A 25,748-nucleotide genomic window follows, 5' to 3' on the forward strand; every position below is an offset into this window, starting at 1 on the left:
TCGGTTCCCGTGCGATCGGCCGAAAGTCCTCACCCGAGCGCACGTTGCTCGCTTGCCGGTGTGATCGCACGGGGCCAGGCCCGCAGCAGGCGCTGGCTCAAGGTCCAGGGCTGGGTCACCAGGGCGCGCGCGGTTCGGCTGCCGGTGGCGCTGAAGTAGTCGCGTAGCAGCCCGAGCAGCTCGGCACGCTCGTCCTCCTCGATGGGAGTGGCGATCACATAGCGCTCGTCGAGCTCGGAACGATGCTCGGGTGGAAGGAACAGCCGGCCTCCGGTCATGCCCGCGCCGGCGTTGGCGGACAGGGGCCCGAGGATCACCACGGTTCCACCGGTCATGTACTCGCACGCGTGTAGGCCGGCACCCTCGACCACCGCCGTGGCGCCGCTGTTGCGAACCGCGAAGCGATCCCCCGCGCGGCCATGAACGTAGAGGGTGCCCCCCGTGGCGCCGTAGAGCGCCCCGTTGCCGATGATCACGTTGTCCTCGGGGAGGTAGCGGGTGCGGATGGGCGGGCGAACGACCACTCTGCCTCCTGCCATCGACTTGGCCACGCCATCGTTGGCCTCACCGCGGAGCTCGATGTGCATGCCGTTCACCGTGAACGCGGCCAGTCCCTGCCCGGCGCTGCCCTCCAGCTGCAGGTGGAGCGTGCCGGGATCCGGGTAGAGGGCCGCGGGCGACGGTGCGGGCTCGGTGGGTCGGCGCTGGCTCTCCATGCGGCGGACGTGGGCCGCCCGCGCGAGCTCGCCCGCGAGTCCCGTGGCCACCGCTCGATCGGTATTGCGGACCGACGTGCACACCTCCACCCGATCTCCGGCCGCGAGCTGAGCATGGACCTCCTCGACGAGGGCGCGTTCGTGGTCCGACCACTCGCCGCCCTCGGTCACCGCGCGCCCGGGGTCACGTGACCAGGCGACCGGCTCGAGCATGGGCCCCACGTCGATGCCGCGCTCGGCCACCAGCGTCTCGTGGCGCGACGAAGCTCGTAGCCAGCGCCGCTGGCCGACGAGCTCGCCCAGCGAGCGGACACCGAGGCTGGCCAGCAGCTCCCGGACCTCTCCCGCGAGCCTACGCAGCAGGGCCACCACGTGCTCGGGCGTGCCCTTGTACTTGGCCTTGAACTTGGGATCGTGGGTGGCGATCCCCGTGGGGCAGCGGTTCTTCTCACAGACCCTCGCCATGATGCAGCCCTGGGCCACGAGCAGCAGCTTGCCGAATCCGAACTCCTCCGCGCCCAGGAGCGCGGCCATCACGATGTCGCGGGCGGTCGAGAGCCCACCGTCGACCCGCAGGCGCACGCGATCGCGAAGCCCCAGCTCGACCAGGCGACGATGGACGTCGACCAGCCCCAGCTCCCAGGGCAGGCCGGCATGCTGCATCGACGACAGGGAGGCCGCTCCGGTTCCGCCGTCGCCACCCGAGATCTGGATGACGTCGGCGCCGGCCTTGACCACGCCGGCTGCGATCGTGCCCACGTTGGCGCCGGCGACCAGCTTCACGCACACGGGGACGCCCGGGCACAGCTGACCGAGCTCGTAGATCAGCTCCGCGAGGTCCTCGATGGAGTAGATGTCGTGCATGGGGGGTGGCGAGATCAGGTCGACCCCCGGTCGCGCAAAGCGGGCTCTCGCGATCTGCTCGTCGACCTTGACCCCCATCAGCTGACCGCCTTCGCCGGGCTTGGCGCCCTGGGCGATCTTGATCTCGATCTCCTGAGCCGTGACCAGGTACTCGGCCGTCACGCCAAAGCGCCCCGATGCGATCTGCTTGGTGGTGGCGGTGGTCCCATCGACGAAGTAGTAGGGGTTCTCGCCGCCCTCGCCGCTGTTGCAGCGGGCTCCCACCGAGCGCATGGCCACGAACAGGTCGCGCTGGGCCTCTGCACTGATGGCCCCGAACGACATGGCGCCCGAGCCGAAGCGCGCGAGGACGGCCTCCTCGGGCTCGACCTCGGACAGCGGAAGCGGACGCTCGGCGCGCCTCAGGTCGAGGAGGTGGCGCGGGCTGATCGGCTCGCCGGCCTCGCCGAGGTGCCCGTACTCGTCCCACAACGCTCGCGGCTCGCGGCCGCGAAGTCGACCGCGGACGAGATCGTGAACCAGCTTGCTGCGCTCGGCAGTCATGGCGTGGCGCTCGCCTCCCTCGAGGCCCGGCTCGGTCCACCCGCGCTTCTTCTCCTTGAACAGGTGGGCGCTGGGCAGGGGCATGGCGGGCGGGTGTTGCTCGGCCCACGCCACGCTGCGCTCGAGCCAGGCGGCGAGCTGGGGCAGCTCGAGACCGCCGAGCGCAGAGGGAAGCAGCCCGAAGTACTGGCGCAGGAGCCTGGGGCCCAGTCCCAGCGGCGTGTAGAGCTTCGAACTCTGGTAGCTGCGTACGACCGAGATCCCCATCTTGGCCATGACCTTGAGCAGCCCGCCGAGGAACGCCTTGCACAGTCGTTCCTCGCGGAGCTCCGGGGCCACCGAGAGCAGCTCGGGGTGCTCGCCGAAGCGAGCTTGCTCGAGCGCGAGCCGAGGGCATACCGCGGTTGCGCCGAAGCCAATGGCGCACGCCAGCGCGTGAGTGCTACGGATGTCGCTGGCTTCCACGAGGATCGACGTGTAGAGGCGCAGCCCGTGGCGGTTGAGCACGGCGACCACGGCACGCAGCGCCAGCAGGCTCGGTATGGGGGGATGGTCGAAGTCCGCGTCGCGATCGCTGAGGATGAGCAACGAGCAGCCATCGCGTACCGCGGCCAGCGCCTGGTCTCCCAGCCGACCGAGCGCTGCGGCCAGCCCCGCCTCGCCTCCCCCTCGCTCGTAGACGGCACCAAGCTCGGCCGCCAGGGTTCGCAGCGGCGACGGCATGCGAATCCGCAGCGCTCGCAGCTGCTCCATCGGCTCGAGCCGTATCACCGGATCCTCGAGATGGAGCGCAGGCGGCGGTGGGAGCAGCTCCTTGGGCGCGAAGATGTTGGGCCGCCGGCCGAGCTGCGTGCGGAGATCGGTGACCATGGCCTCTCGCAGGTAGTCGAGCGGCGGGTTGGTGACCTGCGCAAAGTCTTGATAGAAGAAATCGTAGAGCGAGCGGCACTGCTCGGAGAAGATCGCGGGGCGTGCCGTGCTGCCCATGGAGCCGATGGGTTCCTTGCCCGTGAGCATCATCGGACGGAGCACGCGATCGAGCTCTTCCTCGGTCAGCCCGTGCAGGGCCTGGCGGGGGAGCGCACGGGGCTCGATGGCGGCGATGGATGCACGCGCCTCGGGATGCAGGTGGCGGCTCACCTCGCCCACCGGGACGAGGCGTGCATCGAACGTGGCCCCTGCGTTGTCGCGAGACTGGCTGGGATCGCGAAAGTGGACCTTGCCCGACGAGAGTCCCACGGTCGCGCCCGAACCCGCTCGCAAGATGCCCTTGGCGATGACCTCGGTCTCCGGCACCCCGAACGCGCCCGCTTCCGAGGCGAGGTAGAACGCGTCTTGCGTCATGCACCAGCGCGCCGGTCGAAATCCGTTGCGGTCGAGTCGCGCACCCACGGTCGCGCCATCGGCGTAGACCAGCAGCGCCGGTCCGTCCCACGGCTCCATGGCGCGCCCCCAGAACTCGTAGAAGTCGCCGCGGGCGTCGGCGGGGGGAACCATGATGGCCAGGATGTCGTCGAGGTGCGGGATGCTCGAGCGGTACTTGAGCGCCTCGACCATCTCGTTGAGGCTGCCCGAGTCGCTGATGTCCTGGCGGGTGAGCAGCTCGTCGCGGTCGAGCCCCAGCGCCTGCTCGCGCGAGAATGCCCAGGAGCGGTTGCCGGCGACCGTGTTGATCTCTCCGTTGTGCGCGACGAGGCGAAACGGCTGGGCCTTGTCCCACGTGCTGCGGGTGTTGGTGGAGAATCGGCGGTGGAACAGAGCGAAGCGGCTGAGGAAGCGAGGATTGGCGAGATCCGGGTAGAACTGGTCGAGGTCCATGCCCCGGCAGAGCGCCTTGTAGACCACGGTCGAAGTCGACAGCGACACGAAGAACAGGTCCGTCCACGCGTCGACCGCCTTGAGCTTGGTGCGGGTGACCTGCTTGGCGTGGTAGAGCCGTGCGTCGAACGATGCATCGGTGCGGCACTCGGCGGGGCGGCGCAAGGTCGCATGCACGATGCGAGGGCAGCTCTCTCGAGCCGCCGGGCCGAGGACCTCGAGATTGTGGGGAACCTCGCGATACCCCTGGATCTCCATGCCCATGAAGGCACAGGTTTGCTCGAACACCTCGAGGGCTCGCTGGGCGCGGGCCGCATCGCGGGTGAGGAACAGCGTGGCCAGGGCGGCAGCACCGGGCTCGTGGCCGAGCAGCGCGAAGGGAATCTCCGTCATGAGACCCGCTCCGTCGCTGCTGCGACCGTCCGGCCCGCACGCTCCGCGATGCTCCACGCAGCGCAGGGCATGCAGGGCCGAGCGCACGATCGCGTGATCGCGACGACCGCTTCGCGCCGCGATCAGGCCGACCCCGCAGCTCGAGTATTCTTCGACCTGCTCCATCGATGGCCAGGATGACGACCCGCCGCGGCCGCGTCGAGTCGCACGTTGGGCGATCTCCGGCTCGTGTGACGATTTACGTACACACCGGGGGCATGTGTAAATCACTTACACTGGGTCGGCTGGACGCCTGGAGCGACCAGAGCCGGGAACGGCAAGGATCGTTCCGCCAGTGGAGACCGCGGCGAAGGCAAGGGATCATGCCTCCCCATGCAGTCCCCCATCACCATCGACTCCGGGACCACCGCATGGATGCTCACCTCCACCGCCCTCGTGCTCCTGATGGTGCCCGGGTTGGCGATGTTCTACGGGGGCTTGGTTCGCACCAAGAACGTGCTCGGGACCATGCTCCACGCGTTCGCGGCGATGGCGTTCATCGGGGTGCTGTGGGCCGTGTGTGGCTATGCGATGGCGTTCGGGCCCAACGTGGCGGGTGGCTGGGTGGGCTGGAATCCGGACTACCTGTTCCTCGAGGCGGCCGACGAACGCATCATGGATGCGGGCGTGCCCGAGTACGTCTTTGCCATGTTCCAGGGCAAGTTCGCGATCATCACTCCCGCCATCATCGCGGGGGCGTTTGCCGAGCGGGTGCGCTTCTTTGGCTACTGCGTGTTCATCTGCCTGTGGGCGCTGCTGGTCTACAATCCCCTGTGCCACTGGGTGTGGGCGCCCGACGGGTTCTTGTTCAACCTCGGCGCACGGGGAGCCATCGATTTCGCGGGGGGCACCGTGGTCCACATCTCCGCGGGCGTGGCCGGCTTGGTGGCCGCGCTCTACCTGGGCGCGCGGCGCGGATACCCGGCCACCGCCATGCACCCCAACAACCTGGTGATGACCCTGATGGGGGCGGGCCTGCTGTGGGTAGGGTGGTTCGGCTTCAACGCCGGCAGCGCGATCGCGTCGGATCTCCAGACCGCGCAGGCCCTCACGGCCACGCAGATCGCGGCGGCGGCGGGCGCCGTTGCGTGGATGCTCATCGAGGCCGCCCACCATGGCCGGGCGACCAGCCTCGGCGTCGCGTCTGGCGTCCTCGCCGGGCTCGTCGTGATCACCCCTGCGGCCGGAGTCGTGCAGCCCAAGGGCGCGCTCGTCCTCGGTGCGTTGGCGTCTGCGGTGAGCTACGGCGCGATCCTGATCAAGAACCGGCTGCGCTACGACGACACCCTCGACGTGTTCGGGATCCACGGGGTCTCGGGCATCGTGGGGGCCGTGTTCCTCACCTTCTTCGTGCGCGACACCTGGATGGCCGAGGCCGAGCAGATCCGGGGGGGTGCATGGACCGTGCTCGATCAGCTCGGCGTGCAGCTGGCGGGCGTGGGGGTCACCATCGTCTATGCAGGCGTCTCGACGCTGGCGATCCTCGTGCTGGTGCAGCGAGTGGTCGGGCTGCGTCTGAGCGAGAAGGCCGAGATGGCGGGCATGGATCACAGCGAGCACGGCGAGGACGGCTACGGCCTCCTCAACGCCGGCTGAGTCCATCAGTGCGCATCGACATCCCCCGGCGCGGGCCCGCGAGGATTCCATGGCATGCTCGCGGGCGATGACGATGCGCCTGTTCGGCACCACGACCTCTCCCTACGTTCGTCGCGTGCGAATCGTCGCCCTCGAGCTCGGCGTGCCCTTCGAGCTCGTGGACGTGTTCTCCGAGGGCGGTCAGGCCGCGATGCGCGCGGTCAACCCGCTGTGGAAGGTTCCCACGGTCGAGATCGACGGTCGTGCGATCTTCGACTCGCGGGTCATCGATGAGCACCTGATGCGAACCCACGGTCCGGGTCCGCTCGCACCGCTCGGGGCCGATGACGTCGAGGCGCACAACGTCTGCACCGTGATCGACGGAGCCCTCGATGCGCTGATCAATGCCTTCTACCTCGCTCGCGATGGGGTCACGGGGGCGCAGGCCGCCTACGTCACCAAGCAGCACGAGCGTGCGGCGGCATCCCTGGCGTGGCTCGAGGCCCGGGTGGACGATGTTTGGCTCACCCGTGCGCGCGCGTTCGGGCTGCCCGAGATCGCACTGTGCACCGCGCTCGAGTGGATGCGCTTCCGCGACACGTATCCGGTGGATCGACACGCGGCGCTGGTGCGCTGTGTGGAGCACCACGGTACCCGTGAGAGCCTGGTGGCGACCAGACCGCACGCCTGATCGTCACGCGCGCCGAGTCATCAGCAGACGATGCCGCACACGCTGCCGACCTCACCCACGCAGATCCCGTCCCAGGAGGTGCTGCAGCAGAACGGGTCGACCGCGCAGATGCTGGTGACGCAGGGATCGCAGCCGTTGACCAGCGCAACGCCGGTCAGGCAGATGTCGTGGGCGCAGTTGTTGCAGCCATCGTCGATCGCACCGTCGCAGTCGTCATCGAGACCGTTGGCGCAGATCTCCGCCACGGGCGCGTTGTTCTGCTGACAGGACAGGGCGCCGCCCGTGCACTGCTGGGTGCCGGAGCTGCAGATCCCCGGCATTCCGGTGCTGCAGCCTCCTCCGCCGCCCGGGTTGCCGTCGTCGACCTGTCCGTCGCAATCGTTGTCGAGGCCGTCACAGACCTCGTTGGACGCGGCGGTGTCGGGGATGCACTCGAGGCCGCCCCCCGCGCACGAGCCCGTGCCGTCGGCACACACGCCCGGCATGCCGGTGTTGCAGGCGCCCCCTGCGTCGGGATTGCCGTCGTCGGCTTGGCCATTGCAGTCGTTGTCGAGGCCGTCGCAGAGCTCGGGCGAGGGGGCGACGTCGGCGATGCAGGCGATCGCTCCCGCTTCGCAGACGCTGGTGCCCGTGGAGCACACCCCTGGCATGCCGGTGTTGCAAGCCTCTGCGCCGCCCGGATTTCCGTTGTCGATCTCACCGTCGCAGTCGTCGTCGAGGCCGTTGCACATCTCATCGCTGGGGGTGCAGGTCCCTCCCGAGTCGGCACTGGCGGCCGTGTCCGCGCTGTCGGCCGAGTCATTGCCCGTGGCCACGGACGTGGCCGAGTCTCCGTCGTCGGTGTCGGTTGCACTGCCGGCGTCGCCCTGGGTGTTGGCCGCCGTCGGGTCTCCGAACGTCAGCGAGCCGCCGGAGAAGCTGGTGCCGGGATCTCCGACCGCGCAGCCCAGGGCGAGGAGGAAGACGGGAGCGACGCCGAGACCAGACCGAGAGAGCAAGGACATCCTGGCATTGTACCAGTCCGGGACGCTTCGTGACGTGCTCGTGACGAGCGCGGTGCGCGGGAGCCTCCGGTCGCCAGTCGAAGTCGGGCGGGGGCCAATGCCATAGTTCATCGCGGTGAGCGCCACCGACCACGAGCCCACGAGTGAGCCGACGGAAGAGGAGCTTCCACGGCTCGCGGCGTCCCTCATCGAGGAACACCTGCGCCGAGACCGGGAGCAGCCGATGCGGTCGCACCGTACGGCCGATGAACTGCTCGACGCGCTGCCCGTCGCGATCGACGGTCGGCCACTCCCCTGGCCGGACACCTGGGAGCTGCTGCGGCGGGTGCAGGAGTGCACGCCGAGCACCTCGAGCCGGCGCTTCTTCAACCAGCTCTTTGGTGGGCGCGATCGCGTGGCGACCTTGGGGGAGATCGCGGCGGTCCTCGCGAACTCCCCCATGCACACGTTCAAGGCCAGCGGCGTACAGGTGTTGATCGAGCGAGCCGTTCTGCGCCGGATGGGGGCGTTGGCGGGCATGCCGGACGGCGACGGGCTCTTTGCGCCGGGGGGATCGCTCTCGAACCTGGCCGCCCTGATCATGGCTCGCAACGAGGCGCTGCCGGAGTCGCGTGAGCAGGGCACCTCGGGGCAGCGAGTGGCGCTCTACACCTCGGCGGCGAGCCACTATTCGATCCGAAAGGCGGCCGGGATGGTGGGGATGGGGCGCAGCTGCGTGCGCGTGGTCCCGGTGGGGTCCGACGGTCGCATGCTGCCGCCGGCGCTGGCGCGGATGATTGCGGAGGATCGAGCCGGGGGCGTGGTGCCAGTCATGATCAACGCCACGGCGGGGACCACCGTGCTGGGAGCGTTCGACCCGCTGAGCGAAGTCGCCGACGTGGCCGAGCGCGAGGGGGTATGGCTCCACGTCGATGCCGCCTATGGTGGCTCGGTGTTGCTGTCGGCCCGTCATCGCCACCACATGGCGGGCTGCGAGCGCGCCGATTCGCTGACGTGGGACGCCCACAAGCTGCTCAGCATGCCGCTGACCTGCTCGGTGCTCTTGACCCGCCGTCCGGATCGAGCCGCGCGCAACTTCGACGAGGCCGCGAGCTACCTGTTCCAGGACGATGCATTGCTCGATCCCGGACGTGGCTCGCTCCAGTGCGCGCGTCACAACGATGCGCTCAAGCTGTGGCTGAGCTGGAAGCACCACGGCGATGCTGGGTTCGGGCGGCGAGTCGAGCGTCTGTTCGAGCTCGCGGCGTACATGACCGCGAAGGTCGAGGCTCACCCGCGGCTCCGGCTCCGAATCCCCACCGCGTCCATCAACGTGTGCTTCGAGGTCGATGGCAAGTCCAGCCGTCGCCTGTGTCGGGCGCTATGGGAGCGCAACGTCGTGCAGGTCGGGCATGCGGTGGTCGACGGACGCGAGGTGATCCGCTGGGTCTTCGTCGATCCCGAACGCACGGAGGAGCAGCTCGACGCGCTCGTCGACGAGGTCATCGCGACGGCGGATGCTCTCCCCGACGATGAAGGGGCCGCAGGCCCTACTCCCGCGTGATCGCTCGTCGTACGTGGGCCAGCGGTGCTTGGTCGTCGAAGAAGATCTGTCCGTCGCTCCGCTGCACGCCGAGCTCGGTGTAGAGCTGGTCGAGATCCACGTCGCCGGGGGCCTCGGCCATCCGGGCATAGAGGTCGCGCAAAACGGTGGTTCCCGTGGCCGCGTCGCCCACCTCGATCACCCGTCTGGTGGACCACGTCACCCGGCCGTTGCCACCCTCCCGCAAGAGGCCCTGGATCACGTGGCGCAGCGATCTGCGGTTGTTGGTCTGGGTGCGCAGCTCGACGTCGGCCATGAGCCAGAACAGCGCGCCTCCCCAGTAGGTGCGCCCCCATGTGTGGGTGATGTCGAGCCCCTCGTCGCCGTCGGCTGGGCGTCCGTGGTGCATGGAGCGGGTCCAGCGGCGCCAGACCTCCTCGTCGGTCGTGTTGCTGGCCCGGGCTCGAACGACGGGCTCGAGGTACGTCGACAGACCCTCTTGCATCCAGCGATGGCGCCGCTCCAGATCGGGGAAGGCGGCGTGCAGCATCTCGTGCACCATCACCCAGTCGTTCTCGAGCCCGCGCTCGGTGGTATGACGCCCGCAATAGATGGTGATCCAGCGACCGTCCTGGTGCGTGCCGAAGCCCACGCCTCCCCAGCCGCGCCCCACCAGGGTGACTTCGAGGCTGGGGACCGGGAATTCGCCGAGGTAGTCGGCGACCATGCGTGCGGAGCGTCGGACCCACGCGTCCATCACCTCGGCCGGGAGCGGCGGCTCGTTTCCGTCGTACTCCACGCGGATCACTGCGCCGCCCACGTGGATGCGGCCCAGGCCTTCGGGCTCGACGTCGGTCGGACCGGCGTCCTCGGGCGCTTCGGTCACGGCAGCGGGAGCCACCGAGGCATCTTCGGTTGGTGACTGGCAGGCCGTCGCGAGGGCCGCGCTCAGGAGCAACCAGCGGGTCACGGAGGGCGATCGTCGGCGGGCTGGCGGGTGTTACGCAACCCACGGACGACGATGGCCGACCTGGAGACCAGTACGGCGACCGCATGTGCGTTCTTCGGGCTCGCGATGAGCCTCAGCGGCTAGCGTCGCGCGGCGAGCCGCTCCCGTCGCGCACGACCCCACGCGGCGTAGACCTCGCGGCGGGCTCGCAGCAGGCGTAGCGCGTTGCGGCGGCCGCTGCGAGGGATCGGCGGCAACAGGCGCTGCAGCGCGGCCCGACGCAGCAGTGCGTCCGGGAGCTCGAGCCCGAGTTCGTCGAGGATCTCCGTGGCCACGCGTTCACCACTCTCGGCCCCGCCCTCCATCCATCCCTGGAAGTCGGGGCTGGTGTGCTCGCCACAGAAGTGCAGGTCGCCCTCGGGTTCGCCCTCGAGCGACCAGAATGCCCACTGCCCGGGTTGGTAGCAGGTGTAGCTTCCCTTCTGCGTGGGCACGGTCGGCCAGTGCATCCGTACCGCGCTACCGGAGCGGTAGGCGGCCGCGCTGCCGGGATGGACCTCGTCCAGACCGGGCAGCAGCACGGTGGTGACCCAGTCCTCGGGTTCGCCTGCGGCCGAGTCGAGACCCGCTTGGCCGCCGAGGAAGTTGGTGAGGATGGCGGTGGCCCCGTCCTGGCCCAGAGAAGTGTCCCACGACTGCTGGAAGGGAAGATCGGTGGTCACTGCCCCCGACGCCCCGTGGTCCTCGCGCCACACCGGGCGCTCGAAGCCCGCCATCACCTTGGCGTTCGTGCCGTAGCCGATGGTATCGATGATCTCGCGCTTCTCGTCGCTCAGTGCGAGGCCTGCCGTGTCGACCTCGCGCAGGATCGAGAAGGGGAGGGCAAACACGACCTTGTCGGCCTCGACGCGGAGCTCTCCGTCGGGGGTCTCGAACGTCAGCTCGAACGGTCCCTCGCCCGTGGCGGCCACCAGGCGGTGCTCGAGGGCCACCGCGCCGTCGGACAGTCGAGCGGCCAGCTCGGTGACGAACGTGTCGTTCCCCAGGTGGGTGTGGTAGCGCTCGTCACTGTCGCCGAAGATGCGGAAGGCGTCGGTGTCGAGCCCCAGCAAGTAGATGAGGTTGAGTGCCGATTGCTGGTCGTTCTCGAGCCCGTACTCCCCGCGATAGGCCACGTCGAGCACGACGTGCAGCTCCCGGTATTGTGCAATGGGTACTCGACGCTCGAGCCAGTCGGTCAGGGACTCCACGTCGAGCGCGGCGTAGGCCGCGTCGTCGTTCTCGGCTGCGTCGAAGTCGGCCTGGATCTCGCCGATCACGGCCACCAGCTGCTGCAGCAGCGTGTCGTCGTCCACGGCCGCGCCATCGATCCAGAACGTCTCCACCTCGAGCGCGGCGTAGGGCCCGGCTTGCCGGTCGTCGAGCTGGATGGAGAACTCCTCGGACAGCGCCCAGAGCGTGGCGTGATTGGTGTCGATGAGCTCACCCCCGAGCTCGCAGACCTGTCCGTCGGGGTAGAGGTCGCGCCCCGTGAACATCCGGCCGCCCAGGCGATCGGAAGCCTCGTAGAGGGTCACCGTGGCTCCGCCCTGCTCCAGTCGGTAGGCACACAGCACGCCGGCGATGCCACCACCCACGATCGCGATGCGGACGTCGCCCGCGGGGGGGTCATCGTCGCCTCTACAGCCGGCGAAGGGCATGGCCGCCAGAGCCAGCGCGCTACCCATGCCGGTCACCACGTCGCGACGCTTGAGATCGTCGCGGTACGTCGATGCCACGGCTCGAATGGCGGCAGGATCGTCGAGCCCACGAGCGCGACCAAGGCGAGCGAGGGCCACCAAGTGCTGAAATCGTTTGAACAGGGGGGAGCGGGCCATGTCCCCATGACCGTATCACCCGGGGTTGGTCCCCGCAGCCAGCGATGCCCCGCGTCGGTTTCGTGGGTCGTGGCACGGCTCTGGCCTCGAGTGCGTCGCCCGGGGGAGGCACGCTCGGACCCGCCCCTGGGTCCCCGTGCGGGCGCGCGACCATCGTGACCATCGTGACCATCGTGATGCGCTATCGTGGCCGTGATGAGGAGGATCGAGCGGTTGCAGTGGATCGTGGCGAGCCTGCTCCTCGTTGCTGCGTGTCGCGAGGATCCGAGCGAGGTCCCCGCGTCCGATCCCACGGCGACCGGCTCGACGACGGGCTCGGACGTCGATGCCGAGGATGCAACCACCGTCGTGTCCTCGGAGTGTGTGCCCGGCGAAAGCCGCCCCTGCTACGAGGGACCGCCGGGGACCGAGGGCGTGGGCATCTGCGCGGCCGGGGTCCAGGTTTGCGCAGAGGATGGCGTGGGCTGGTCGGCCTGCGGCGGGCAAACGTGGCCCGAGGCGGAGGAGCGCTGCGATACCCCGCAAGACGACGATTGCGACGGATGGTTCGTGTGCGAGCCCGCGCTCGCATGGACGCAGGAACTGCCCGGCTATGTGCGAGGCATCGGAGCCACGCCCACCGGGGACATCGTGGTGGTGGGGACCGACGGCTGGGGGGGCTTCCAGGGCGAAGACCTCGCCGGCATGTTCGTGATGAGGCTCGATTCCGAGGGCACGTTGCGGTGGGTGAGGAGCGTCGCCGGTCCGATGCCCAATGCGGTGGCCGTGGGTGAGGACGGGACGATCACGGTCGTCGGGGTCTATGAAGGCACGCCCGATCTCGGCGGAGGGCGCTTGCCCGCGTCGGTCGGCAATGATGCGTTCGCGGTGCGCTACGGCCCCGAAGGCGAGTTCCAGTGGGATCACGCGGCAACCACGTCGGGCTACCACGCGGTTGCGGTGGGCGCCGACGGCACGACCTATGTGGTCGGCGGCTACATCTTCGAGGACGATGGTCCGGAGGCGATCGAGGGGCGGTTCTTCGTGGAGGCCATCGATGCCAGCGGTGCTCGCTCGTGGATCCAGGTGGGGCAGGGAGACTTCGGCATTCCACCCGAGAGCATGTCCGTGGCCGTCGGCACGCAAGGCCAGGTGCTCTTGGGCATCGCGCTGACGGGCGACGGCCTCTCGTTTGGGCCCATGGCGATCGAGGTCGATGGGATCCAGGTGGCGCTGATTCGGATGGACCACGAGGGCAACCCGCAGGCGCTCGTACGGGTCCCGGACGTGGGCACCTCGTGGGTGGGACGTGTACGGACGATGGCGCGCCCGCAGGGGCCAATCGTAGTGGCCTCCGTGCATGCCCAGGACACCGGCCACGCGAACGTGATGCTCGCCGCGTTCGATGATGCGCTGGAGCTCCAGTCGGAGCACTGGGTGGGGCAAGATGCCTACCTGGGAAACGCAGGGGCCCTCCCGGATGGCTCGACGGTGTTCGACGTGGAGTTCGCCAGCAACCTCGAGCTGGGTCCGCTTGGGGTGACCGGGTTCGAATACCAGTGGCTCCCGGCACTGGCGGCCGTGGACGACGACGGCAACGCGCGGTGGGTCGAGGTGCTGTACTCGCAGAGCTACATCGAGATCTTTCGGATGGCGCCCACCCCCGATGGTGCGATCGTGCTGTCTGGTCTCGCGTACGAGGAGGGCGCGAGCCTCGGGGGCGGCACACTGCAAGGCTCGTTCCTCGCGCGGCTGCGTCCATGAACCGCGCGGGATCCGGGATCCCGCGCGAATCGGCTACGCTCGTCGAGATGGCGTGCAGGGCGTGGCAAGGGCTCGGTGGGATCGGCGTGGCGGTGGCGCTCGGAGGCTGCTCGGTGCCGGTTCCTCTCGTCGATGAGGCAACGGGAACGAGCGGATCGTCGACCGTGGACGACGGTGGTACGACGACGTCGAGCGTCGGCTCGGGGCCCGACTCGACCACGACTGGGCTCGAGACCACGGGGCTGGATACGACCGAGTCCGGCACGACTGGGACCGACGACGGGGCGCCGCTTCCGTGCGATCCCACCACCACCGGAGCCGAGATCCCGCCGCCCGAGGATCATGGCTTTGCCACCGAGCCTCCACGAATGGCCCTGGCCGACGCGTTCTACGGCTACGAAGCTCGGACCCGCATCGGTGATTGCTCGACCGATCGCGTGCGCTGGACGTTCGTCGCCGGCCCCCCGGGAAGCAGCCTGGAGGTGGGGGGCGCTCGGGCGCTGTCCCCGGGCGAGTCGCTACAGTGGGAGGACGGAGGCAGCGCACGCGAGCGAGCCAAGCTCGTATGGGATCTCGCGGGAGTCGGGTCAGGGTGCCACTCCCTCGAGCTGTCGTGGCAAGCGTGGCTCGATTGCGGCCTCGGCGACGACGGTGCGTGGGGTCCCGTGATCTCCCAGGCCTGGGAGCTGGCCGTGCGCGACAACCACTGGTGGTCGGGGGATCTCCACGTGCACACGCGTCACAGCGAGCGAGGGGACGAGGCAGGGGGAGTACAGGCCTACTACGAGCGCATGATCAACGTGCGGTCCGACGACGCCGGACACGACTTCTCCGACCGGCGTCTCGATTCCCTGCGTGGACGCTTGCACTGGCTCGTGTTCTCCGACCACACCAACAACGAGCTCGAGGAGTGCGGCCGGCACTTCTCCTCGTGGTGTGCGGCGGCAGAGGGGCCCGAGGTGGCGACCGGGCGCGACGTGGTGCGGGCCATCACCGAAGCCGACCCCAGTGCGCTGCTGGTGGTGGGCTCGGAGATCTCCAACCAATTCGACGGGCACTTTGGCTTCCTGCCCCGCAATCCCGTTCCTGGCCATCCCGTGTACGCGCCGGGCTACATGGCCGACCCCACCGACTACGATCACGACGCGGGCTTTGGCCCCGGCATCTTTCGCGAGCGCTGGGTCGATCCCACGGCTACCAACGCAGAGGAGCTCGCCCTCGCTCATGCGATGGGCGGGCTGGCGATCGTCAACCACGAGTCGGCGATCGCTCCGTGGGTGGAGTACGACTGGTCGAGCCTCGACTTCGACGGCCTGGAGGTGTGGAACGGCGGCAATCGTCACGACCAGGACGACGACAGCGCCTACCACGGAGGGCTGGATCTGAACGCCGTGGTCGCGGGCGATCTGCTGACGACCGAGCTCCCCGAGCAACCGCTGGAGCGCTCGTGGGTGGGCATGCTCAAGCACGGTCGCTGGCCGATGATGCTGGTGGGGGGCAGCGACGTGCACGACCACACCGAGGTCGTGTGCGGCTCGTTCCCCTGCGATCCCACCAACGCCGAGCTGGCATCGCCCACCACCACGGTGTGGGCGCCGAGCTTCGTGTGGACCAACGGCGCCGACGGTGTGCTCGACGGCCTGGCTGCGGCGCGCGTCGTGGTGCACGATCGCAGCACCTTCATCGACCTCCGCGTGACGATCGATGGCCAGGAGTACCTGCTGGGAGACACGATCGACTACGTGCCCGGCCAGACCCTCATGCTGCGCGCGTTCGGGCGGGTGTCCGACTACATCGACGGAGACAATCGCGTGCTGTTGGTGCTGGGTACGAGCGGCGACGCCGCCGACCCCGTGGTCGACGTGCTCTACAGCTCGGAGGACGCGACGCACTTCGTACAGCCGCTGGTGGGCAGCGACGAGATGCAGCGGATCCGCCCCGACAGCAACTTCGATCGGAGCATCATGGTGAGCCTGGATGCGTCACGGCTGGGCGCTTCGGGAACGTACTTGGTGTGGGCGCAGCTCATGCCCTGGCACAATCCCCTCTATGCCTTCGGCAACGGCCGCGACCATGCGCTCACGGGCGCGATTCGTCTGCGAGCGCAGTGACACGGAGGCTCGGCTCCGCACTACTCGGCCTCGAGTGCACGCAGGCGTCGTCGGGCGGCTTTGTGGTCGGCCTTGGACCCATGGGCCGCGGCCGCGAGGCGATACATGCGAATGGCCTGGGTCCTGCGATGGAGGGCCTCCATGGCCGCCCCGGCCGCCATGAGACGATCGGTCGAGGCCTCGTCATCCCAGCGACGAACCCCGCGCGGGCGGGTGCGACGCAGCACCTCGAGCACGCGGCTGGGGGCGAAGCCTGCGAGCTGCTCGAGCGCGTCGGGGTTCATCCAGCGGTGCTGCCGGTGTTGCAGCATCAGCGCCCGCACGAACGGCTCGGCGAGCACGTCCCGTGCACGACTCTCGGCTCCGGCGTCCACGAGCAGGTGGGCGAGGCGTTGGCAGGCCGGCAGGGGCAGACGCTCGGGGTGCCGAACGAGCCCGAGCAAGGGCAGCCCGAGCTCGGGACGAGCCCCGATCTCGGGCAGCGCGATCACCATGGGAGCGATGGCTTCATCGAGCTTGGGGGTATCGAGGACGCGAGCCACCAGCTGGGGGAGCGTGGCGGGGGGCACCTCGCGCAGGGCCTCGCGAAAGCTCGAGCCCTCGTCGAGCGCGGCGAGCTGGCCCACGATGTCGACGGGGCCATCGTCGTACCAGTCGGGCGCAAGGAGCCTGGGAATGGAGGCTCGACCCACCACGATCGTGCCCATGGCTTCGGCGAGCCGGCGGGTGAAGACGGTCGAGTGGTCCTCGAACTTCGTACCCTGGTCGTGGCAGTAGGCGTTGAAGGCGAGCACTGCGCCGTCCCGGGTCAGGCACAGCAACCGGCGCCCCACCACGCCACCCCGCACGTCGCGGGCGTAGAGCACCCGCTTGTTGATGTCGGCGGCGTTGGCGAAGACCGAGAAGAAGTTGCACTGGCCGGGGCTGAGGCACGTGCCGAAGTGATGACCCATGTGAAAGACCTCGAGCGGATCGTCCTCGAGGCGAAGTGTGAGCCGGTCGGTGCCCTTGCCGACCTCGACGGGCGCGAGCCCGTCGAGCCAGGGGCCCACGTCGAGGCCGCGCTCGACGAGCGAGGCAAGGAACGCGGCATTGGCCGGGCGCGTGCGCAGGTCCCAGGGTGGAGGCCCCGCCCGGGCCTGGAACAGCGTGCGCGCAAGCTGGCGGATGGCCTCGGGCTCGCGTCGCAGCGGGCCGATCAGCGAGAGCACGCGCTCCTCGAGCGCCCAGGACGGGGGTGGCGAAGGCAGACCCAGCTCGTGAGCAACGGCGCCTGGCAGGGCTGCATCGGCCTCGCGCTCGAGCGCCTCGAGCCGAGCCAGCGCTCCACGTCGACGCAGCTTGGTGCGCAGTCGCTCGAGCTTGGCGACCGAGGGCGTCGGCGCGGGCCGAGCCTGCTGCTGCTCGAGGAGCGTCAGCCGTGCCTCGAGGGTACGCCGGCGTGCGGGAGCGGCACCGGGGAGCATGGCCTCGATGGCCCGACGCTGAGCCGCGGTGTCCTCAGGGGGGCGGTGGATCGAGCGCAGCAGCTTGGCCGCGATGGCCTCGGCTCGTGGTGATTGGTGGCATAGCCACACGAGATCGTCGCGTAGCGACGCGGGGTAGTGCTGGACCCAGTCGGGGGGGAGCGCGGGCGTGGGGACGGCCGGCGCCACCGGGCTCCCGAGGGCCTGGAGAGCTGCGAGCTTGCGCCCACACCTCACCAGCAGGCCCGGATCGTCGTCGAGCAGCAGCGCGCGCAGCAGGGGGCGGTCACCATGGAGCGCCGTACCGACGGCCTGGACCAACCCCAGGGGCCGCAGCTCGGTCAGGTTCTCGATGCGCTCGAGCACTCTGACGACGTCGGCGTAGAACTCCGGGTGAGGATCGCACGCCATCCAGGCGGCGCGGAGGGTCTCGACGGAGATCCGGGCGCCGCTTACCCGAGCGCGCTCGAGCTCGACCACGAGCCTCGCAGCGAGCTCTGCATCATGGGTCGCCTCGACTTGGCGCAGCACCCCGTCGGCCGCTGCGTCGAGTGCAATCGAGGGCTCGTGGGCCTCGATCCAGCGCAGCGCCTCGAATACCCGGGGAACGTCGGCGAGTTCGATCCCGCCGTCTTCTTCCAGGAGATCTTGATCGATCGAGCTACGGCTGCGGCCCGTGGCCGCGATGGCGGCCATGTCCTCCCGCCACGGGGCGATGCGTGCAGGGGTCATGGTGTCGACTCGCAGGTGCTCGTCGATCGTTCGGAGCAAGGGCAGCAGGCGGCGTGGGTTCCACCACGCGTGCTCGGCCGTGAGCAGGTGGCTCCACTGAATGACGAGGCCGGCGCGCAGGGGGGCGAGCTCGAGCCCGGACAAGCGGCCGAGGATGCGGCCGAGCGGCGCGTGGGCCTCGGGCAGCCGCGCAACGAGCTCGCGCAGCGCAGCCAGCAGCTCGCGAACGGCGACCTCGCCGGGGTGTCGTTCGCGGAGCGCGATGGCCTTGCCGCGCAGCGCTCCCAGTCGCCGCGAGCGCTCGGGCGACTCGGCTTGATGAGCGCAGATCGCATGAGCCCGGGAGACGAGAGCGGCAGCGGCGGGCCACCACTCGTCCCAGGCGATCAGGAGCGGGACGAGGTCACAGCGTGCGAGCTGCTCCAGGGATCGCTTGGCAGTGGCCCGATCCTGGGCGAGCAGCCAGCGTGCGTGGGTGGACAGCGCGCCGGGCAGGCGAATGCGCGGCTCCGCAGGCTTCGTGGTGCGATACGGCGCGCAGAACAGGGCATCGGCTCGTTGCAGGTACTCCACCGCGCCGTGGGCCGGTGCGCGGTAGCTCGCGGGCTCGCCCACCAGTCGCAGCAAGGGCATCACCGCCTTCGGCCCCAGGCTCGTCGCGAGCTGCACGAGCTCGATGCCGAGGGGGATGGCCACCGGCGCGGGCTGGTGCTCCAGCAAGACCGTCAGCGCCTCGGCCTCGCGGTCCACCCAGGCCAGTGCCTTGGCTGCGGCCACGGCTCGAGTCGCCATCACCCACGAGAGCGCGTCGACCAGGCCGCGCAGGCGCGGGTGCTCGCGTCGCAGCGCGATCGCTCGGGCACGAGCGGTGCGCGAGTAGACCTCGGTCTCGAACAGCTCGGCCGGCGGAGCCTGGCCGTGGTGTACCCAGGGCTTGAGTGTGGCCAGCACGTGGCTCACGGCGTGCTGCCAGGCATCGACGTCCCCCACCAGCACGGGCAATGCTCGCGGAAATTCCCCTCGCAGCTTGTTGGCCGTGTAGGTCGCCCGCCGTAGGTGATCGCGATCGAGCACCAGCTCCTCGGTCGAACGCTCGCCATCACTGGGGACCACGGTCCAGCCCTGCGCGCTGGGGTAGCCCCACAGCCACCCCAGCTTGGCCTTCATCAGCATGCGTGCGCGGGCCAGACCGGATGTCTTGGACCGTGCGGTCGGATCATGGCCTCTCATGGGTCGATCGGGTCCATGTGCCGTGCATCATCATGGGGCCGCAGGTGCACCCGGTGCTCTCGGAGGCCGAGCTTCGGGCTGCGCTCGAGCAGCAACTCCAGCATCAGCCGGTGGCGCACCGGGGCCGGCTCCGCCCGCCTCGCGCGGCGGCAGCCACAGGTTGGTGAACTTGGTGCGGTCGTCCTGGGGATAGACGCGCAGCAGCGTGTCGACGTCGGTGGGGACGATCCGACGCTTCCACTCCTCGATGTCGAGCAGCGAGTATCCCGTGTCGACCAACGTCTGTAGGCACCGGCGGGGCTCGTCGCCGAGCTGGGCCAAGGAGTGGGGCGTGAACTCCATGACGATGCCCAGCTCGGGGTGGCTCGCGATCGTGCGGCGGGCTCCATCGAGGATCGAGCACTCGGCCCCCTGGGTGTCCACCTTGAGCAGGTTCACCCGCTCGATCCCCCGCTCGTCGAGGTAGGCATCGAGCGCGATCACGTCCACGTCGATCGACGAGCGCCGACCGGTGGGATCGTAGATCCGGTGATCCCCGCGGTTGTTCTTGGCCAGGTAGAGCTGCAGCCGCCCCGCCTCGCGGCCCAGCGCCTTGTCGACGAGCGTGACGTTGTCGTACCCGTTCAGCGCCACGTTGCGCTCGAGCAGGGCAAAGGCCTCCGGCTCGGGCTCGAACGCGTAGACGTGGCCGGTCTCACCCACCAGGCGCGCAGCGAGCAGCGTGTAGTAGCCGATGTTGGCCCCCACATCGACGACCACGTCCCCCGGCCGCACCGTCTGGGTGAACAGGCGGGTCTCCAGGGGCTCCCAGATTCCGTCGCGCCGAATCACCCGGCTGACGATCGTGTCGTTGGGGTTGAGGACCATCTTGCTGCCCTGGACCATGACCACCTCGTCGGGGTCCACATGGACCTCGTCCAGGGGGAGCAACCGAGGCTCGGCGACGGGCACGGGCTCGGGGGCGGCCGGCGCCGGAGAGGCATCATCGCTCCCGCACGCGCCGATCGGAGCCAGCCCGACGGCGAGCGCGAGCAGGAGGCAGCTTGGGACCGACGACGACATCGCTCGGCACGATCGTACACGATGCGCCGAGCCGACGGATCCTCGCGCTGACGGCCGCTCAGCCCTCGCAGTACCAGCTCAGATCGTTGGTGGGCACGTCCTGCCAGCAGTCGTCGCACTCGGGCTGCGGTCCCACCCAGAACGTCCAGCGGTAGATCGCCACGTAGGGCTCCTGGCAGATCGGCTCGGAGTCGAACGAGGCCGGGTTGGTCTCCACCACGATCGCTCCCAGCGGCGGGATCATCAGCGGCTCGACGGGTCCTGCACAGTCGCAGTCGAAACGCGGGCGCGCTCGTACGCCAGGGCCCGTCGGCGGTGTCCTTGCGCTCGAGCTGGAACGCCGCCCCGTAGCAGCAGTCCTGATGAACGTAGGCGTTCGCGGGCAGGCAGTTGGTGATGGTGACCGGAGCGCCGGTGGGGCCGAGTCCCTCGTCGAGGACCTCGCCGACGGCCACGTAGTCGGCCGTGGCTCCCTCGCAGGCGGGCGAGGGCTCACCGGTCGTGGCTGCGCTGGTCGAGTCGCCGCCGACCGTGTCGTCGGTCGCGCCCGCGGAGGAGGTGGAGCCGTCGCTCGAGGTCGATGCCGCCGACGATCCGGCTGCGGTCTCGTCCCCGGGGGCACCGGGGCCGGGACAGCCGAGCATCGCCGTCAGCAACGCGCAGACCAATGCAGGACCCCGTGTCATGCGCTCAGGCTAACACGCCGCGCGGCTCGCCGAGCGGCGTCGGTCCAGCGCGGGTTCGCTCAGGCGATCGCCGCGTCGACCTGGGCGTGGAATCGGGTCAGCGCGTGTTCGTAGGCGCCAAACGTCAGGGTCTCGTTGGCCCCGCTGGCGAGGTTGCGGTGGATGCCCTCGCCGAGCGCGAAGTCCTCGTCGACCGCGGAGTAGAGGATGCGCATGTTGGCGTCCCAGTGGCCGCGTGCCTTGTCGCCGCACGGGGCCTCGGGGATCACGGCGTAGGACAGCAGGCGGGTTCGATCGACCGCCAGCGGGACGACGTGGAGTACGGCGCTGTGATCGGGCTGGATCAGCACCAGCGTGTTGGGGAACAGCACATAGAGCACGTTGGCATGCTCGCGCAGTCGCCAGTGCTCCCGGGGCCGTCCGGCCAGCTCGACGATGGTGCGCTTGGGGAACACGTTGCGCAGGTGCGGCGGGTAGGGGTCGACCAGGTAGACGTTGTCGAGGAACATCGGTGCGATCGTGCGGGCGTGGGCCACACGCACGTGATAGGCCTCGAGGAAGATGTCGAACACCAGCTTCCAGTTGAGTGCGTAGTCGCGTGCTCGCTCGCCGAAGAGCACTCCGTCGTGCAGCCCGAAGCCTCGCAGCTCGTCGGTCAGCGCGCCCATGCGGGGGTCGCCCCCTGCCCACAGCAGCCCGGCGGTCTGCTCCACCGCCACTGGCTGCAGCGAGTGGGTGTCCTCTTGCACGCCGGGAAAGCCGCGGCGATGGGGGATCCCGGCGAGGGTGCCGTCGAGGCGGTAGGACCACCCGTGGTAGGGGCAGGTGAAGCGAGCTCGGTGACCTCGGGGCTCGTGCTCCACCGGGGTGCCTCGATGGCGACAGACGTTGAGCATGCCTCGCACCGATCCGTCGTCTTGTCGCACGAGCAGCAGCGGGCGTACGCCGTCGAGGTTGAGGAAGTCGCCCGGCGACGCGAGCATCGAGGCATGCCCCAGCGCCATGGGGCCGCTCGTGAACAGCCGTCGCTCGCGCTCGAACCGCTCCGGGTCGATGTACGCCGAGACGGAGCGCTGTGACGGCTCCTCGAGATCGGTGCTGTGGTGCTCCACGTGGGCGAGCAACCGCTCGACGAGCTCGACTTGAACGGCCTGATCCATGAGGATGCGCGTCTGGTGACGACGCTAGGCAGGCCGTGCAGGCCTGTCAAATTGCGGCGCGTGGCTAGCGTACCCAAACGCGGTACGGGACCGCTTGTTCGCGTCCTTCGGCGAGCAGCTCGGCCTGGACCTCGTGCAGGGCCATGGCCGCGTCCGCCCCCGCGCTCCGGCCAAAGCGCGCATAGAACCTCCGCGCGATCTCCAGCCCCACCGCGTCGTCCACGTTCTCGCGCGAAGCGACCACCTGCTGCCCGTCCGCGAGCAGGAATGCCAGCGCGAGGCTGGTCGAGCCCGCGTCGAGCTCCACCAGCCCCGTCTTGCACCCGGCCAGGAACGCGACCGGAGGGACGGGTCGCCGGGCGAGGATGTCGTGCACCTCCAGCCGGGCCTTGGGCCCGACCTGCAGGTGGGGCAGCCTTCCTGCCTCGCCCGCGGGGTAGGGGGCCCACACCCTCACCTCGTCTTCGTTCGTGGCCGTGTGCGCGGCGTAGTGCAGCAGGGTGTAGCCCGACAGGCTCAGCTCGCTCGATGCCTCCGCAGCACTGGTGCGAGGCACGGCGACCTCCCAGCGCGCATCCACGAGCTCGCGCGCGATCATCTCGACCTCGGCCTTGGCGCTCATCAAGGTCCCGGTGGGATCGGCCAGCAGCAGCGCTCGTGGGGGATCCTGGTCGGCCGGAGGCTCGAGCACGGGTAGCTCGACCCCGTAGGTGACCGGGAGCCGGGCCAGCAATGGGCGCCCGTCGAGCGGGATCGAGTGCACGTCGACGAGCTCGGCCTCTCGATCGGCCAGCACGCGTACGCTCGTGGCTCCGGCCAGGGCCCCGGCGATGGGCGCGAGCAGCCGACCGAGCGCGCTCGGACCCGCGACCAGCTCGGCCGGGGTCGGAGCCGGTACCGCTGCCGCACTGGTCTCGTGCTCGCCCTGGGCAAACAGCAGCCACTCGTCCTCGCACGGGTACAGGCCGACGAGCAGCTCGCCCGGTGCGGGGGGGACGAGGCCGTCGCAGCGCGGGCTGGCGGTCGCCAGCATCAGCGCCTCCACGACCTCGTCGACGAGCGCGTTGGCCTCTTCCACCGCGCGGCTCGCATCGTGGCGCAGGATCGGCTCCTGCGCTCGTGGTCGCGCATCGATCAGCGTCTGGGTCTGCTCTGCCCGGCGCTTGTGCTCGTGGTACACGCGGATCTTCTCGCGCATCGCCTCTCGCTGGCCCTTGGGCAGGGCATCGAGCCCGGCGGCGGCGCTGCGCCGTCGGGCGCGGGCCTCGCGGGCCACACAGAATGCGCGCTCGTGCTGGCCCTGGTCGACCAGCAGCGAGACCAGCTCGGTCGTGCCCTCGAGGTAGCGATCGGCCGTGGCGGTCCGCGCCACGCCCACGACGGCCTGCATGCGCACCAGACGGTCGAGCCGCTGCTCGGCGAGCTCGAGCGCTGCGAGGGCACCCGGCTGGTCGCCGCCCTTCGAGAGCAGCTCGCCCAGTCGCACCTGCTCACGCCACCGAGCGTCGTCGTCGTCGACCTCGTGGGCCGCCGCCTCGAGCTCGCCCCACGCGTACCAGGCACCGACCACGTCGTCGAGCGCGAGGGCCAAGCGCACCCGAAGGTCGGCCGCTCGCACCCGATCCTCCAGGTTGAGGGCGCCGACGTCGGTCTTGTGGAGATGTCGCTCGGCCTCGTCCGAGTCACCGTCGCCGAATGCGAGCAGGGCCAGGCTCAGGCGGGCGCCGCTCGTCTTGTGGGCGCAGTCCTCGTGGTCGAGGTAGAGGTCGATCGCTCGCTCGAGCAGCGGAACCGGGTCGTCGTGGGGTTGCTCCCGGGCGTGCAGCACGAGGTTGATCCAGCCTGCGGTCCGCAGGACCGAGGCCTGGTCACAGGCGGTGGCGGTGCGGTTCTCGAGGCTCTTGCGCGTCCAGTGGCGAGCCTCTTCGTAGTAACCCAGCCGCGCCAAGACCTCGGCGTAGATCGGCAGCGAGTCCGACATGCCCAGGGGCTCCTCGAGTCGCAAGGACAGGCGCGCCCCGTCGCGCAGGAGCGGGGCCGCCTCGTGGAAGGCTCCTCGAGACCACACCAGCAGCCCCTGGTGGCTCGACACCATCATGCGGCCCATGGGAATCGCACCCCCGATCGCCTGCGCCCGCTCGAGCAGCCGCTCGGTGGCATCGAAGGCTCGCAGGGCTCGCAGGTGGAACGAGGCCTGGATGAGCACGAGCGTTGCATCCTGGACTCGACCGGCCTCGAGCAGCAGATCGGAGAGGCGCGTGGTGGTCCGCTCCATGCGATCGAGGTCGGTGCCGCCCAGCGCCTCGCTCCAGCCGGTGATCGCCTCGGTGTTGCGGGCCTCGTCGGCGGGGAGATGAGCGCGCCCCAGCATCATGGCCCAGCCGCGCGTGCCCTCGGCATCGGGGACCACGACCTCGAGCTCGAGCGCGCCCTCGGGGATCGGGACTCGAAGGCCCTGGCCGAGGGGTTCTTCGGCCACGGTGAACGGCTCGACCGGGACCTCGACTCCGTCGACGCGCACGCGGGCTTCGGCGGCCCTCGAGTGATCGATCCACAGCCGAACCGGATCGGCCGGATCGGCCGCGCATACGATCATGGAGTCGCGCATCTCGACTCCGCAGTGAGACCACTCGACGGCGAGCGGCTGCTCCCACTCACCCAGCGAGTGGTGCTCGGGCTCACTCGAGCGCGCGCGGCCGAGCACGAGCAAGACCGTCAGCGCTGCCCAGCCCCCGGCCATCCGACGCGCCGCTCTCGCGGACGGTCGGCTCACGGTGCGGATGGATCGGTACTCACGATCTCGACCTCGTCGCTGCGCACATCGTACGGCGCTTCGCGGTCTTCGTGCACGTCGTCGTGGCGGAGGGGCAGGTGGTGTGGCCAGCCCACCACCACGACCAGCGTCCACCGGCCCGCCGACAAGCCCATGTCCTGCGGGGTGCCGACGATGGAGACCACGCCCTGATCGTTGATCATGGGCTCGATGGCCAGCCGGTGGCTCGAGCCGTCCTCCACGGCGACGGCGAACGCGACCGCCCCCACGGGCTCGGTCACTGCCTGCGCGGGGCGAAGGTGGAGGGTGATGCGCTGGCCTTCGTAGTAGCGACGAGGCTGCGACGGGTCCGCATGCTCGGCGCGCTCGTCGAGGTAGCCGGAGGACAGCTGGAGCTCGTAGCCGCCGTCGAAGGCGGGAGGGGAACGGGGAACGAAGACCAACAGCAGCAAGCTCGCCGCCAGCATCGTCACCACGCTCGCCACCACCCACCGCGAACGCGAGCGAGAGGGCGTGGCCATCGAAGTCGGGCTCGAGGCGGGGCCCGGCTCGGCGAAGTGAGCATCGAGCAGTGCCTGCAGGCGACGGTCCTCGTCCTCGGCCGAAGGCGGGGCGAAGAGCACTCGACTGCGCTCCACGAGCTCCTCGGGCTCGGTGGCCGACGCTGCGGCCGCGGCTTGGTCGGCGGAGACGTGACCATGGAGGTGGTCGAGCCACACGTCGGGAAGCGTGGATAGCGCACGATGCGCGGCGAGCTCGTCGATGGCGAGGGACGTTCGCATGGGTGACCACCG

At 69.8% G+C, this 25,748-nt stretch carries 16 protein-coding genes; 6 read left to right on the forward strand and 10 right to left on the reverse strand.

Features of this window, described 5'->3' with window-relative positions; translation table 11 throughout:
* Positions 1–29 precede the first annotated feature (29 nt).
* On the reverse strand, positions 30–4,499 hold the full coding sequence (gene gltB / locus OEB96_RS40060) for a glutamate synthase large subunit (RefSeq protein ID WP_266222195.1): 4,470 nt from the start codon (positions 4,497–4,499) through the stop codon (positions 30–32).
* Between the two features lie 207 nt (positions 4,500–4,706).
* On the opposite strand from gltB, the gene OEB96_RS40065 reads away from it, so the two are divergent.
* Together OEB96_RS40065 and OEB96_RS40070 are read left to right on the forward strand one after the other, a co-directional pair.
* Positions 4,707–5,969 carry an ammonium transporter gene (locus OEB96_RS40065; protein WP_266222196.1) on the forward strand — a complete coding sequence of 421 codons (1,263 nt, stop codon included), beginning with the start codon at positions 4,707–4,709 and terminating at the stop codon, positions 5,967–5,969.
* Between the two features lie 67 nt (positions 5,970–6,036).
* Positions 6,037–6,639 carry a glutathione S-transferase family protein gene (locus tag OEB96_RS40070; RefSeq protein WP_266222197.1) on the forward strand — a complete coding sequence of 201 codons (603 nt, stop codon included), beginning with the start codon at positions 6,037–6,039 and terminating at the stop codon, positions 6,637–6,639.
* A gap of 20 nt (positions 6,640–6,659) precedes the next feature.
* On the opposite strand, the gene OEB96_RS40075 is transcribed toward OEB96_RS40070, so the two are convergent.
* Positions 6,660–7,643 (reverse strand): MopE-related protein, encoded by a 984-nt coding sequence (locus OEB96_RS40075; protein WP_266222198.1) that lies wholly within the window; start codon positions 7,641–7,643, stop codon positions 6,660–6,662.
* A 115-nt stretch (positions 7,644–7,758) separates the two neighbouring features.
* Here OEB96_RS40075 and OEB96_RS40080 point away from each other — a divergent pair, with 115 nt between their 5' ends.
* Positions 7,759–9,186, forward strand: coding sequence for a pyridoxal phosphate-dependent decarboxylase family protein (locus OEB96_RS40080; protein ID WP_266222199.1), 1,428 nt, complete (start codon positions 7,759–7,761; stop codon positions 9,184–9,186).
* Here OEB96_RS40080 and OEB96_RS40085 read toward each other — a convergent pair.
* Positions 9,173–10,135 carry a hypothetical protein gene (locus OEB96_RS40085; protein WP_266222200.1) on the reverse strand — a complete coding sequence of 321 codons (963 nt, stop codon included), beginning with the start codon at positions 10,133–10,135 and terminating at the stop codon, positions 9,173–9,175. The genes OEB96_RS40080 and OEB96_RS40085 overlap by 14 nt on opposite strands.
* A gap of 119 nt (positions 10,136–10,254) precedes the next feature.
* Positions 10,255–11,892, reverse strand: coding sequence for a flavin monoamine oxidase family protein (locus OEB96_RS40090; protein WP_266222201.1), 1,638 nt, complete (start codon positions 11,890–11,892; stop codon positions 10,255–10,257).
* Positions 11,893–12,186: 294 nt separating this feature from the next.
* Here OEB96_RS40090 and OEB96_RS40095 point away from each other — a divergent pair, with 294 nt between their 5' ends.
* Together OEB96_RS40095 and OEB96_RS40100 are read left to right on the forward strand one after the other, a co-directional pair.
* Positions 12,187–13,734: a hypothetical protein gene (locus OEB96_RS40095; RefSeq protein ID WP_266222202.1), complete on the forward strand. Its 1,548-nt coding sequence runs from the start codon at positions 12,187–12,189 to the stop codon at positions 13,732–13,734.
* 47 nt (positions 13,735–13,781) lie between these two features.
* Positions 13,782–15,845 (forward strand): PHP domain-containing protein, encoded by a 2,064-nt coding sequence (locus OEB96_RS40100; protein WP_266222203.1) that lies wholly within the window; start codon positions 13,782–13,784, stop codon positions 15,843–15,845.
* Positions 15,846–15,865: 20 nt separating this feature from the next.
* Here the strand turns inward: OEB96_RS40100 and OEB96_RS40105 are convergent, their stop codons facing one another.
* From OEB96_RS40105 to OEB96_RS40115, 3 genes are all read right to left on the reverse strand, one after another.
* Positions 15,866–19,210 (reverse strand): hypothetical protein, encoded by a 3,345-nt coding sequence (locus OEB96_RS40105; RefSeq protein ID WP_266222204.1) that lies wholly within the window; start codon positions 19,208–19,210, stop codon positions 15,866–15,868.
* Between the two features lie 93 nt (positions 19,211–19,303).
* Positions 19,304–20,335 carry an FkbM family methyltransferase gene (locus tag OEB96_RS40110; RefSeq protein WP_266222205.1) on the reverse strand — a complete coding sequence of 344 codons (1,032 nt, stop codon included), beginning with the start codon at positions 20,333–20,335 and terminating at the stop codon, positions 19,304–19,306.
* A 58-nt stretch (positions 20,336–20,393) separates the two neighbouring features.
* Positions 20,394–20,579 carry a hypothetical protein gene (locus OEB96_RS40115; RefSeq protein ID WP_266222206.1) on the reverse strand — a complete coding sequence of 62 codons (186 nt, stop codon included), beginning with the start codon at positions 20,577–20,579 and terminating at the stop codon, positions 20,394–20,396.
* Between the two features lie 221 nt (positions 20,580–20,800).
* On the opposite strand from OEB96_RS40115, the gene OEB96_RS40120 reads away from it, so the two are divergent.
* Positions 20,801–21,034, forward strand: a complete 234-nt coding sequence (locus OEB96_RS40120) for a hypothetical protein (RefSeq protein ID WP_266222207.1) — start codon at positions 20,801–20,803, stop codon at positions 21,032–21,034.
* A gap of 46 nt (positions 21,035–21,080) precedes the next feature.
* On the opposite strand, the gene OEB96_RS40125 is transcribed toward OEB96_RS40120, so the two are convergent.
* The 3 genes from OEB96_RS40125 to OEB96_RS40135 form a co-directional block, all read right to left on the reverse strand.
* Positions 21,081–22,181, reverse strand: a complete 1,101-nt coding sequence (locus tag OEB96_RS40125) for an aromatic ring-hydroxylating oxygenase subunit alpha (protein ID WP_266222208.1) — start codon at positions 22,179–22,181, stop codon at positions 21,081–21,083.
* A 64-nt stretch (positions 22,182–22,245) separates the two neighbouring features.
* Positions 22,246–24,954: a CHAT domain-containing protein gene (locus OEB96_RS40130; protein ID WP_266222209.1), complete on the reverse strand. Its 2,709-nt coding sequence runs from the start codon at positions 24,952–24,954 to the stop codon at positions 22,246–22,248.
* Complete coding sequence (locus OEB96_RS40135) at positions 24,951–25,736, reverse strand: hypothetical protein (protein ID WP_266222210.1); 786 nt, start codon at positions 25,734–25,736, stop codon at positions 24,951–24,953. The genes OEB96_RS40130 and OEB96_RS40135 overlap by 4 nt, the downstream gene beginning before the upstream one ends.
* Positions 25,737–25,748 lie beyond the last annotated feature (12 nt).

It is taken from the genome of Paraliomyxa miuraensis (assembly GCF_026337845.1).
Classification (GTDB): domain Bacteria; phylum Myxococcota_A; class Polyangia; order Nannocystales; family Nannocystaceae; genus Paraliomyxa; species Paraliomyxa miuraensis.

Bases quoted from the DNA above. Each gene is read 5' to 3' on its own strand.
- gltB (WP_266222195.1), bottom strand. From the start codon at position 4,499: ATGGAGCAGGTCGAAGAATACTCGAGCTGCGGGGTCGGCCTGATCGCG.
- OEB96_RS40065 (WP_266222196.1), top strand. From the start codon at position 4,707: ATGCAGTCCCCCATCACCATCGACTCCGGGACCACCGCATGGATGCTC.
- OEB96_RS40070 (WP_266222197.1), top strand. From the start codon at position 6,037: ATGACGATGCGCCTGTTCGGCACCACGACCTCTCCCTACGTTCGTCGC.
- OEB96_RS40075 (WP_266222198.1), bottom strand. From the start codon at position 7,643: ATGTCCTTGCTCTCTCGGTCTGGTCTCGGCGTCGCTCCCGTCTTCCTC.
- OEB96_RS40095 (WP_266222202.1), top strand. From the start codon at position 12,187: ATGAGGAGGATCGAGCGGTTGCAGTGGATCGTGGCGAGCCTGCTCCTC.
- OEB96_RS40100 (WP_266222203.1), top strand. From the start codon at position 13,782: ATGGCGTGCAGGGCGTGGCAAGGGCTCGGTGGGATCGGCGTGGCGGTG.
- OEB96_RS40105 (WP_266222204.1), bottom strand. From the start codon at position 19,210: ATGAAGGCCAAGCTGGGGTGGCTGTGGGGCTACCCCAGCGCGCAGGGC.
- OEB96_RS40110 (WP_266222205.1), bottom strand. From the start codon at position 20,335: ATGTCGTCGTCGGTCCCAAGCTGCCTCCTGCTCGCGCTCGCCGTCGGG.
- OEB96_RS40115 (WP_266222206.1), bottom strand. From the start codon at position 20,579: ATGATCCCGCCGCTGGGAGCGATCGTGGTGGAGACCAACCCGGCCTCG.
- OEB96_RS40125 (WP_266222208.1), bottom strand. From the start codon at position 22,181: ATGGATCAGGCCGTTCAAGTCGAGCTCGTCGAGCGGTTGCTCGCCCAC.
- OEB96_RS40135 (WP_266222210.1), bottom strand. From the start codon at position 25,736: ATGCGAACGTCCCTCGCCATCGACGAGCTCGCCGCGCATCGTGCGCTA.